Below are 11386 nucleotides of genomic sequence, written 5' to 3'. Positions count from 1 at the left end.
TGATGATATTGCCAACGAAGCAAAAAGTGAACTGACTTTGGCAAATCAATCATCTTCTCTAGGACGCTTTCCTCTGTTGAAGCCAGTCCCTGTTGATTCATCAAAACAAGAAGTAAAAACAGAGTTACATGCTAGAGCATTGACACCGTCACCTTAATGATTTGAGAATTTGAAAATATAGGTTTTGCCACAGTCTGAGATGATGATTATCTTTAATAGGTTACGTCTTTAAGCATGTTTTTTAAACCAGCCAGGTGCGATTTCGCGATTGTTTTAGAACGTTCTTCGCAACGTGCTACATTTTTACCAAACCATTCCAGATAATGCTTTGGAAGTTCTTCTAAAAAACGACTTGGTACACAATCTTGTAACTCATTACCACGTCGTCTTTGATTTGCAAGAGTAAAACATAATCCTTTTTGTGCACGGGTAATTCCTACATAGGCCAGGCGTCGTTCTTCCTCAATTTGCTCGTCATCAATACTTACACGATGAGGTAATAACTCTTCTTCCATGCCGACTAAATAAACGAATGGAAATTCCAAACCTTTAGAGGCATGCAAAGTCATTAATTGCACCGTATCATTATTTTTTTCTTCATCAGATTGTTCTAAGATATCAATAAGAATCAATTTATTAATCACGTCAGTGAGTGTCTGCTCTGGATTTTTGGCTAATAAGCGGCCTACCCAATCCAGCAACTCCCACACGTTTTCCATTTTCTTTTGTGCTTTAGTTGGAGTATCGCATTGCTCATAAATATACGCTTCATAACCACTGTCTTCGATCATTTGTTGCAAGTGTTCAACAATGGAACCTGAAGCTAAGTGTTTTTTGATGTGTTCAAGCCAATATTTAAATTGTAATAGTGCCGTACGGGGCTTATCAGCAATGGTTTTAGTCAATGCTAAGTGATCTGCTCCAGCATAAAGACTAATGCCACGATTTTGAGCATATCGACCTAATGCATCTAAACTGGATTCGCCGATACCGCGTTTAGGAGTATTAATCACCCGCAAGAATGCTGCATCATCTGCTTCATTACATAGTAATTTTAAGTAGGCAAAAGCGTCCTTCACTTCGACTTTGGCAAACCATGATTGACCACCGCTTATTTTGTAAGGTAAGCCATAATGGCGTAACACTTTTTCAAAAATTCGTGACTGATGATTACCGCGATAGAGGATGGCATAATGGCCATATTCTGTACGTGCACGCATTTTATGGCTAATTAAATCGGCAATGACCTGTTCTGCTTCGTCATTTTCGTCTTTACAACGCACTACGCGTAATAATTCACCTTGGCCTAGATCACTCCATAATTTTTTCTCAAAAAGATGTTCATTATTAGCGATCAAATGATTGGCTGCGTTAAGAATAATATTGGTTGAACGGTAATTTTGCTCTAATTTAATGATTTTTAATTGCGGATAGTCGATTTGTAATTGCTTTAAATTTTCTGGTTTGGCCCCTCGCCAGGCATAAATAGACTGATCGTCATCACCAACAACAGTAAAGTGTGCACGAATTCCGGTGAGTAGTTTCACTAAAAGGTACTGGCTGGTATTTGAATCTTGATATTCATCAACCAATAAATGACGAATTTTATTTTGCCAATATTCTCGCACCTGTGGATGTTCGGTAAGAAGATATACTGGTAAGCGAATTAAATCATCAAAATCAACGGCATTATATGATTTTAAAGCTTGCTGATAGCGAGGATAAAGCACTGCTGCTTCTTCATATAAGGGAGCGTCGGATGGATTACGAACGATTTGTTCTGGTGTGAGCAAATCATTTTTCCAACGTGAAATAAGTTGTTGGATTTGCACTAAAAAATCACGTTCGGTTGCTTTATTCGCAGGCAAAAAATTACGTAAAACTTGCAAGCAATCTTCGCTGTCAAAAATGGAAAATCCTTTTTTTAATTTACATAAGGCCAGATCTTTTTTGATTATGCTTAAGCCTAAGGTATGAAAGGTTGCGATCTTTAAGCCACGTCGATTGGCCGCTGGTAGGACTGCGGCAACGCGAGTTCGCATTTCATTGGCTGCTTTATTAGTAAATGTTACTGCATAAACTGAACTTGCTACATAACCGCAGGTATTTATCAGATAGCCTATTTTTTGCGTGATTACTCGTGTTTTACCGCTTCCTGCTCCAGCTAGAACTAACAATGGTCCGTCAATGTAATTTACGGCTGCCTTTTGTTGGCTGTTTAGCATTTTTGTAGTTCTCGCTCAAAAACAGCGATTATTGCGTTTTCTTGGGTAGGGAATCAACAGTTAATTGATAGAACGTTCAACATCGTGTTCTTCTTCCGTATCAATTTCAATGAAGTCAAGATTTTTATCTGTTTCTTTAGGTTCTTCAATACCTAAAATTACCTTATCAAGAGTTTTGATCAACGGCGCAAGAAGATTTTTATCAATCATGATCTTATCCTCATATTTGGTTAGGGGGTCTTTTAAGCATAGCTCAAGATAATCATTTCTCCAGAAAAATTAAGAAAAAATATGATAGAATAGGCTTAAAGTCTACATGTTGAGTTTTTTATGAAAGAAGCAGATACCCTGCAGCGATTTATTTTCGAACATGAAAATATTCGTGGCGAAATAGTGCATATAGAAAAAACGTACCAAACCATTATGGGGCAACGTAATTATCCTCCTATGGTGAAACATCTACTTGGGGAAGCCTTAGTTTCCTGCTTGTTGTTAGCATCAAGTATTAAGTTTGAAGGGAGTTTAAATTTACAGTTTCAAGGAGATAAGCGCCTGCCTTTATTATTGGTACAGTGTGAACACACCTTAAATGTTCGAGCTTTTGCGCAATTTGAAGAAAATTTAGAAACTATTGATTATGCGCAAGCGTTTTTATCCGGGCAAATGGTGATGACAATTAATCAATATAATCAAACCAGTGCGTATCAAAGTGCTGTACCGATTCAAGCAACGTCTATGAGTGAAAATCTGATGCATTATTTCGGACAATCAGAGCAAATTTCTACGCGGGTTTGGTTGGCAGTAAATGAAACTTCGGCAGCAGGTATGTTATTACAACTTATGCCTGGTCAAGATACGGAGCAACGCGAACATTTTTGGGAATATGCCGTGCAATTAGGGCAAACGGTGAGCGAAGAGGAATTACTTACTTTAGATAATCAAACGTTGCTTTATCGTCTTTATAATGAAACCAAAGTGCGTATTTTTGATAGTCGGAAAACGCAGTTTAAGTGTCGTTGTAGCCAAGAAAAAATGAAGCAGGTGATCACGGTACTTGGTGAGAAAGAAGCAAAAGACTTACTTGAAGAACAAGGCGTTATCGACATCCGTTGTGATTTTTGCAACTCGGAATATCTTTTTGATCCAATTGATGTCGCGATGCTGTTTCATAAAATCTAGATTTAAGTGTGTTTGTCGGTCGGTCGAAAGGCATATGATCCGACCGATATTTTATTGTATGGGGAATTGCACCGTCGATAAAAATTCACAATTAACTTGATTTATTTGTAAATATTCGTTGCGCATTGCTTGCAATATTTGCTGCAAGTTGCCGAATTGCTCGCTTAATTGCATATATAAATTAGCAGATGATTTTTCTTCCATTTCACTTACGGTTAAATAGGCTGCTTGCCCTAGGTCAGAAAAATAACTGAGCTTTACATGACGTCGTTCAGCAATTCCAGGAAATAAACCACAAAAAAGTAAACTTTTGTCTCCTACATCACGCATCAATTGTAATTGCATTGGACGAGATCGGTGCATGGACTCTAAAAAATCAAGTGCGACGATGGATTCAATAAGTTTGGGACCTTGAGAAAAGCGCATTAATAAAAAAACAAGATAACTTTCTGTAGTTTCATTTAATATGAGTCGCGTTACTCCTTGCGCCTCATTGACTAAAGCATGCCATTGGCTAATGTCGGTGGGATGTAAAATTAATTTTTTCATTACTGCCCCCATTTTTTTAAGCCTCTCAGTATTTAGTCTAGCAAATGTTTGTTAATTCTGTAAGAAGGGCATTAACTTAGTAATGCGTTAAGGAATAATTGAAAAAGGTATCATTATAATCAAACTTAATGTTTTCAAATCAGAAAAAAGAATGAGGAAATGATGTACTCTGCGAGTATTCTTGTTATTATTCACACGATTTAATTTTGTAAGCATATCCTTATGAAAAAAGACATCATTGTTGTTGGTGCTGGTGGTCATGCTAAAGTTTGCATTGAACTATTACACGCAATGAGGGAGAGAGTAAGTCATTGTATTGGAAATGAAGGCAGCGCTTCAGTTTGTTTAGGCATTCCAGTGATGCAAGGTGATCATCACATGAAATCTTTGCGTGAGGAAGGATATTCAAGAATATTTATTGCTATTGGATCAAACTACTTAAGGGAACGTTTGGCCACTCTTGCTCTGAATTATGGGTATCAATTAGTGAATGCGATTAGCCCGCAAGCAATTATTTCTCCTAGTACACATTTAGGTTTAGGTATCGCAATTATGGCGGGTGCAGTTATCAATGCACAAACCAGAATTGCAGATTTAGCCATTATTAACACCGGAGCAACTATTGATCATGACTGTCATGTTGGTAGAGCAGCTCATATTGCCCCACAATGCGCACTTGCGGGAAATGTCTTAGTTGGTTCTCAGAGCTTTCTTGGGATTGGTTGTAAAGTCATACCAGAAATGGCAATTGGTGATAAAGTGATTGTTGGTGCGGGTACGGTTATTATTTCAAACATTAAAAATGGAGAAACGGCTGTTGGAGTACCTGCACGTATTCTCAATAAATTAATAGTAGAATAAAGGAATATCATGCAACGAAATATCTATCGTACAACCTAAATTAGCAAGAAATGAGCGCAAGTATGGACTTATTGCATAGTTTACCAGGATGGGCTTCATAATGTCGCTTACCAAGAGCACAGTAAGCGTAAAGACAAAAATCATTGTTATTCATTATTAAATAGTGTATCGTCGCTCTTTTTTATTCTACTTCGTGCCGCTGATACTGCTCGTTTTCTTAAATCTAAACTATAAGGCGTTGAGTACATAGTACAAAATCACAATAATAACAAATTACTTAGTCTAGTTGATAGTGGGCAATGATGCATTTGAACAAACCTTTGTATAACTTTTGAAATAGACTCCTTTAATTATCAAAGATGTTTCAAATCCCTTAAAAATCATAATTTTTGAACTAATTGACTATAATTAAGTATAATTTGATTATTATGAGAAAATAAAATGCCTAATACAAGTCGTAAAATATCTCATTTGATTCGTGATATTGGAAACAACAAGCTAACTCTTGAAGAAAGGAAAAAAAAATTAACGGAACTGGAGCGTTTAGACAATATTGCATATAAGCAAATCAAACAATCTTTTGATGCTATTTTAGAACAGTTTGATCGTAAAGAGAGTGAATTGGAGAAAAAATATAATATTTTCTCGGATAAAATGAGTCTGAGCTCTGCCAACTCAGCAAGAAAAAAAGTAAAAGATGAAATCAACCTAGAACAAAATGAAGAATATGTAGTCGGAAAGCAGCTGGCGGAAAGATTGCGCGCCTTAGATATTACTCCCCTTAAAGCAGCAAAAAGCTCTCAATCAGAAGAGGAATTATTATTAGAACAAATAAAACATGACGTTAACCTAGAACAAAAGAGAAAAGAGTATGATGAATATAAGGACGAAGAAATAGCAGAAAGAGTGCGTGCTTTAAAGGAGCCTTCTTCTCTGGGAACAAAAAAGAAAAAAGAAAATGAGGTTCCCTTTCCTGAAGCAACAAAGAGAGAGGAAATTAAGGATAAAAGACGGCCCGAGAAGAAGCCTTATTTTACAGTGAATAAGGAAATTCAAACTCAGCCTAGAAAGGCAGTCGCTCCTAATCCGGCAAACAAAGGACAGGTGCCCAATGCGCCAGTGGTACAAAAACTGGAAATTGAAAATAAACTTAAAACCGGTAATATAAGCTCTAAGCCTGCTCTTAAAGAGAAGCTTAATGCACCATCTTCCTCTTCGTATAACATAGAGAAAACAACTTTTTGGGGATTTTTGCAAAGAATTGCAAGGGGAGTTCAATCACTTGTTCAAAAAATAGGTAATTTGCTGGAAGGATCTCATCAAAAAGTTACAACCAGCAAAAGAGAGTCACATCCTATTCAAAAACCATTTCATTCTACAGTTACTGAGAGCAAATCTGGATATACTGATGCTAAATTAAAGAATGGAAACTCTTCGCAAGTTGAAATATCTCCTCCTAGAACTCCACCTCGAAAAGGGAATATGGTACGGGTTGAAAAGGGAAAATTTATTTTCAACGATGTAAGTAAAGAACTAAATAAACTAGATGAATTAGGACAAAAATATAAGGAATACCAACATATAGTTCAACAACTAAAAGATGCCTCTCACGCCTTTAGAGGCCAGAAGATAGATAAACAGCTCGGTGAGAAAGCGAGAGATATTCAAGGAAAATGGAAAAAATCCGTTTCTTCTAACCATAAAGAAGAACAAGAAAGCGACAAAGAAGAACAGGAAAATTCATCAAAAGGCTTAGGTCGACGCTAAGTCTCTCATAAATTCGTGGTTTTAGCGGCGGATTTCGCTTTGCCCCGTCAAGATAGATGACTGACTTGGGACCCGTTAAGTTATAATGGTAATGTCGTGAGCAAGTTCACTTCAAAATTATTATAATCAAGTGATTACATCGTTTATGTGATTCATTTGAAGTTCGATTTACTTTAAAATGAACAGCTAATAGGTTTTAGCGATTGATTGATGTATAATGTCAAAACTATGTACAAATATTCTATTTTTTCCGTATAAAGGCTTTTTATGATTGATAAGATTCGCAATATTGCCATTATTGCTCACGTTGACCATGGCAAAACCACACTCGTCGACAAATTACTACAACAAACGGGAACTCTTAATGAGCGTGCTCCAAAAATTGAGCGAGTTATGGATTCTAATGCTTTGGAAAAAGAACGTGGCATCACTATTTTGGCAAAAAATACGTGTGTTTATTGGAATGGTTACCAAATCAATATTGTTGATACCCCAGGACATGCTGATTTTGGTGGCGAAGTAGAGCGAATTTTATCTATGGTTGATAGTGTCCTATTGCTCGTAGATGCGGTTGATGGCCCAATGCCACAAACTCGTTTTGTGACGCAAAAGGCATTTGCTCGTGGCTTAAATCCCATTGTAGTCATAAATAAAATTGACCGTCCAGGAGCAAGACCTGATTGGGTTATGGAGCAAGTGTTTGATTTATTTGATAACTTGGGAGCTACAGATGTACAGCTGGATTTTCCTGTAGTATATGCTTCTGCCCTAAATGGTTATGCCAAGTTGCATGTAGACGATGAGGCTACGGACATGGCTGCCTTATTACAAACAATTGTTGAAAAAGTAGAAGCACCTAAAGTAGATGCTGAGGGCCCCTTCCAAATGCAAATCAGCTCTCTTGATTATTCTTCTTATGTGGGAACCATCGGCATTGGTCGTATCAGTCGTGGACAAATAAAAGCAAAATCACCGGTAAAAATTATGGATAAAGACGGCAATATTCGTTCTGGCCGTTTATTGCAATTACTTGGTTTTAAAGGTTTAGAGCGTGTTGAAGTTGAAGAGGCAAGTGCTGGTGACATTATTGCAATTACTGGAATCGAAGGCTTAAAAATTTCTGATACGATTTGTGATCCGAATATGGTTGAAGGTTTACCGGTACTTTCTGTTGATGAACCAACCATCAGCATGACCTTCCAAGTTAATGATTCGCCTTTTGCGGGTCAAGAAGGTAAGTTTGTTACTTCGCGTAAAATTCGTGAGCGTTTAGAAACAGAATTATTGCATAATGTGGCGTTACGTGTTGAGGATTGTGAGGATCCGGATAAATTTCGCGTCTCAGGACGTGGGGAATTACATTTGTCAATTCTTATCGAAACCATGCGTCGTGAAGGCTATGAATTAGCAATCAGTAAACCAGAAGTAATTATTCGTGAAGTAGAAGGTGAGCAACAAGAACCCTATGAGCGTTTGACTGTCGATGTTGAAGAAACACATCAAGGCACCATCATGGAAAAACTTGGTGAGCGCCGTGGCGAAATGCAAGATATGGTTCCTGATGGCAAAGGTCGTGTGCGTCTTGATTATATTGTGCCAACACGGGGTCTTATTGGATTTCATAATGAATTTTTATCATCAACTTCTGGCACTGGCTTAATGTATCACGTCTATGACCATTATGGTCCGGCAATTAAAGCACGGATTGGCAAGCGTGCTAATGGCGTATTGATTGCTAATTGTCAGGGAACCGCGCGCGCGTTTGCTTTATTTAACTTACAAGAACGTGGTCGTTTATTTGTAGAACCACAAACAGTATGCTATGAAGGAATGATAGTTGGTATTCACGCACGTGATAATGATTTGGTAGTGAATGTCACTAAAGAAAAACAATTAACCAATATGCGTGCATCAGGTACAGATGAAAATATTATTTTAACGCCGCCGGTGAAATTAACATTGGAGCAAGCATTAGAGTTTATTGATGATGATGAATTAGTTGAGGTAACTCCACAATCAATTCGCATTCGCAAAAAAGCATTAAAAGAACATGAGCGCAAGAAAGCATCGCGAGCCAATAGTGAAGAGTAAATTTAAACGCGTTATTTTATATGCACGTCAGCACCGAGCAAACCAAGGGGTAAGTGAAAGCTTACATCGCTTGGTTGAGTTTTTGGAAAAACAAAACGTTAAAGTGTATCAGGATGTAGATACCTTGTTGGGATTTGACGAGCAATTGCCTGTTTTAACTAAAAATGAAATGGGTGACAAAAATGATTTGATCATTGTCATCGGTGGCGATGGCAGTTTACTTTCTGCTGCTCGCATGGCGACCAAAGTAGATACACCAGTAATTGGTATTAATCGCGGTCGCTTAGGATTTCTCACCGATATTTTGCCACATGATATCGAAACGCAACTCAGTGCGGTATTAGCAGGGCAATATAAAGAAGAAAAACGTTTTCTACTGCATACGCGCATCTATGATGAAAATACTACCTATTTTGAAGGGGATGCGGTGAATGATGTGGTGTTATCTCGAGGTAATGAAACTCATCTTATTGAATTTTCCGTACATATTAATGAGCAATTAGTCAGTCATTATCGTTCCGATGGAATGATTTTATCAACGCCAACGGGTTCCACTGCTTATGCCTTATCTGCTGGTGGACCAATCATGCATCCACAATTAAATGCGATTGTTTTAGTTCCTATGTTTTCTCATAGCTTGAGTTCTCGTCCCTTAGTCATTGATGGTGAGTCAAAAATTGAATTGCACATCAGTGAGTGTAATGAAGCTGAATTGCAAGTTAGTTGCGATGGTCATGAGTCGCGAATGGTGAAGCCAGGACAAAAAGTAGCGATTCAAAAAGACAGTCATCAACTTAGATTATTACACCCTCTTGATTATCACTATTATGATACATTACGATCTAAGCTTGGTTGGGAATCCAAACATCAGGGATAAATCATGCTCACCACCTTGTGCATCGAACAATTTGCCATTGTGCAATTCTTGGAACTTGATTTTACTCATGGCATGACCGCGTTTACGGGAGAAACTGGAGCCGGCAAATCGATCATGATTGACGCGTTAATGTTAGCGCTAGGTGAGCGTGCCGATGCTTCAGTGATTCGTCCAGGCCAGGAAAAATGCGACATCACGGCAGGTTTTTACGTACATCAGGATTCAGAACCAGCACAGTGGTTAAGTGAGCATGATATTGCCTGTGATGATGGTGAAATTTATTTGCGCCGAGTGATTTACGCTGAAGGTCGTTCTAAATCCTATATTAATGGGCAGCCATTTCCTTTACAAAAAATTAAAGAGCTTAGTGAAAAATTAGTTCACATTCATGGGCAACATCAGCATCAAGCCTTGATGCAGCATAGTACCCACCGTCAGCAATTGGATCAATATGCCAAGCATCAGCATTTGCTTGAAGAAGTAGCTCATCTTTATAAGCAATGCCAGAAATTGCAGCACGAAATTGCGATTTTACAAAAACAGGAACATCAGTCAGATCGTATTGAGCTATTGCAATTTCAAATTGAGGAATTGCATGCATTAAATGTGCAAGAAAACGAAATTGATACACTCTATCAAGAGCATCAAATGTTGCATCATGCTAAAGACTATTTGCAACATAGCCAACACATTCATGGGCTACTCGCTGCAGAGGATGATCCGAATGTTTGTACTTACTTAAATCAAATAATACACTTATTGCATCAGTTACCTCAAGAGCAAATGCAAATCAAAAATGTTTATGAATTAATTAATGGAGCGTTAATTCAATGTGAAGAAGCAATTGATGAAATGCAGCAATTTGCTGAACGTATTCACTTGGATCCAGAGCGGTTGCATCAAATCGAAACACGAATGAGCACCATTCATCAATTGGCACGTAAATACCATGTAGACAGTAATTACTTGCCTGAATACATACAGCAATTGCAAAAAGAACTTGATAGTTTACAGAGCAATGAAGAACGATTAGCTGATTTACAGCAGCAACATCGCCAAATGCTAATACATTATGAAACCGCCGCTTTAACGTTGCGAGAGAGGCGTACATCGCAGGCACAGAAATTAGCCAAAGAAATTACGAATAGCATTCAAAAATTAGGCATGCCCAAAGGTTGGGTCGACATTGAATTATCGCCTTTAGATAAAATTCAGGTACATGGTTTCGATAAAGTCGAATATAAAGTATGTACTAACCCCGGCATGCAGCCTGACTCCCTTAGCAAAATTGCTTCTGGCGGCGAATTATCGCGTATCGGCTTAGCCATTCAAATGATTACCGCGCAAAAAGGTACAACACCGACCTTATTATTTGATGAAGTTGATGTGGGTATTGGTGGTGCTACAGCAGCTTTAGTTGGGCAAATGCTACGTAAGCTTGGTGAACGTTTGCAAGTTTTTTGCGTGACCCATCAACCACAAGTTGCAGCTTCAGCCCATAATCATTTTATGGTTGAAAAACAAAGCGATAATACTCAAACCTATACCCATATTTCTTTATTGCAAACCTCGGAAAAAATAGATGAAATTGCACGGATGCTAGGTGGCCTGACCATTACTGAACAGACTCGTTCTCACGCTAAAGAATTATTAACGCAGAGTAATTAATTCAATATAATATTCCTTTTAATGTAACTCCCCAGGTATTTAATTGAGCTCACCGGGCTTCCCTTCTCCACCGCGCGCAGCGTGGGGGAGAGGGATCAAGGGTGAGGGGGATTAAAATAGTGTCGCGAAGCGACTTCATTTTATTCGGTAGCAAGTTCTGGAAAGCAAT

General features: G+C 38.1%; 9 protein-coding genes. 6 read left to right on the top strand and 3 right to left on the bottom strand.

All coding sequences use genetic code 11. From position 1 onward, the window contains the following. Window positions 1-212: 212 nt before the first annotated feature. Window positions 213-2225, bottom strand: a complete 2013-nt coding sequence (locus tag QM652_RS12360) for a UvrD-helicase domain-containing protein (RefSeq protein WP_415076253.1) — start codon at window positions 2223-2225, stop codon at window positions 213-215. A 60-nt stretch (window positions 2226-2285) separates the two neighbouring features. Further along, on the bottom strand, window positions 2286-2435 hold the full coding sequence (locus QM652_RS12355; protein ID WP_415076251.1) for a hypothetical protein: 150 nt from the start codon (window positions 2433-2435) through the stop codon (window positions 2286-2288). Between the two features lie 120 nt (window positions 2436-2555). On the opposite strand from QM652_RS12355, the gene hslO reads away from it, so the two are divergent. Beyond that, window positions 2556-3404 (top strand): Hsp33 family molecular chaperone HslO, encoded by an 849-nt coding sequence (hslO, locus tag QM652_RS12350; RefSeq protein WP_415076249.1) that lies wholly within the window; start codon window positions 2556-2558, stop codon window positions 3402-3404. Window positions 3405-3455: 51 nt separating this feature from the next. Here hslO and QM652_RS12345 read toward each other — a convergent pair whose 3' ends face one another. Then, entirely contained in the window at window positions 3456-3953 is a 498-nt protein-coding gene (locus QM652_RS12345) for a hypothetical protein (RefSeq protein WP_415076247.1), read from the bottom strand. Window positions 3954-4175: 222 nt separating this feature from the next. On the opposite strand from QM652_RS12345, the gene QM652_RS12340 reads away from it, so the two are divergent. The 5 genes from QM652_RS12340 (at window position 4176) to recN (ending at window position 11217) form a co-directional block, all read left to right on the top strand. Continuing rightward, the gene (locus tag QM652_RS12340) at window positions 4176-4814 is read left to right on the top strand and encodes an acetyltransferase (protein ID WP_415076245.1); all 639 of its coding nucleotides are present in this window, start codon (window positions 4176-4178) and stop codon (window positions 4812-4814) included. Between the two features lie 441 nt (window positions 4815-5255). Continuing rightward, complete coding sequence (locus QM652_RS12335; protein WP_415076243.1) at window positions 5256-6581, top strand: hypothetical protein; 1326 nt, start codon at window positions 5256-5258, stop codon at window positions 6579-6581. Between the two features lie 267 nt (window positions 6582-6848). Beyond that, window positions 6849-8672, top strand: coding sequence for a translational GTPase TypA (gene typA, locus QM652_RS12330; protein ID WP_415076241.1), 1824 nt, complete (start codon window positions 6849-6851; stop codon window positions 8670-8672). Further along, entirely contained in the window at window positions 8662-9549 is an 888-nt protein-coding gene (locus tag QM652_RS12325; protein ID WP_415076255.1) for an NAD(+) kinase, read from the top strand. The genes typA and QM652_RS12325 overlap by 11 nt, the downstream gene beginning before the upstream one ends. Window positions 9550-9552: 3 nt before the next feature. Further along, on the top strand, window positions 9553-11217 hold the full coding sequence (recN, locus tag QM652_RS12320) for a DNA repair protein RecN (RefSeq protein ID WP_415076239.1): 1665 nt from the start codon (window positions 9553-9555) through the stop codon (window positions 11215-11217). Window positions 11218-11386: the final 169 nt, after the last annotated feature.

This window comes from Legionella sp. (assembly GCF_047605385.1).
Taxonomy (GTDB): domain Bacteria; phylum Pseudomonadota; class Gammaproteobacteria; order Legionellales; family Legionellaceae; genus Legionella.
This window is presented reverse-complemented; position numbering and strand designations above follow the sequence as displayed.

Coding starts and splice junctions, on each gene's coding strand:
- QM652_RS12360 (WP_415076253.1), bottom strand. CDS start 2,225: ATGCTAAACAGCCAACAAAAGGCAGCCGTAAATTACATTGACGGACCA.
- QM652_RS12355 (WP_415076251.1), bottom strand. CDS start 2,435: ATGATTGATAAAAATCTTCTTGCGCCGTTGATCAAAACTCTTGATAAG.
- hslO (WP_415076249.1), top strand. CDS start 2,556: ATGAAAGAAGCAGATACCCTGCAGCGATTTATTTTCGAACATGAAAAT.
- QM652_RS12345 (WP_415076247.1), bottom strand. CDS start 3,953: ATGAAAAAATTAATTTTACATCCCACCGACATTAGCCAATGGCATGCT.
- QM652_RS12340 (WP_415076245.1), top strand. CDS start 4,176: ATGAAAAAAGACATCATTGTTGTTGGTGCTGGTGGTCATGCTAAAGTT.
- QM652_RS12335 (WP_415076243.1), top strand. CDS start 5,256: ATGCCTAATACAAGTCGTAAAATATCTCATTTGATTCGTGATATTGGA.
- typA (WP_415076241.1), top strand. CDS start 6,849: ATGATTGATAAGATTCGCAATATTGCCATTATTGCTCACGTTGACCAT.
- recN (WP_415076239.1), top strand. CDS start 9,553: ATGCTCACCACCTTGTGCATCGAACAATTTGCCATTGTGCAATTCTTG.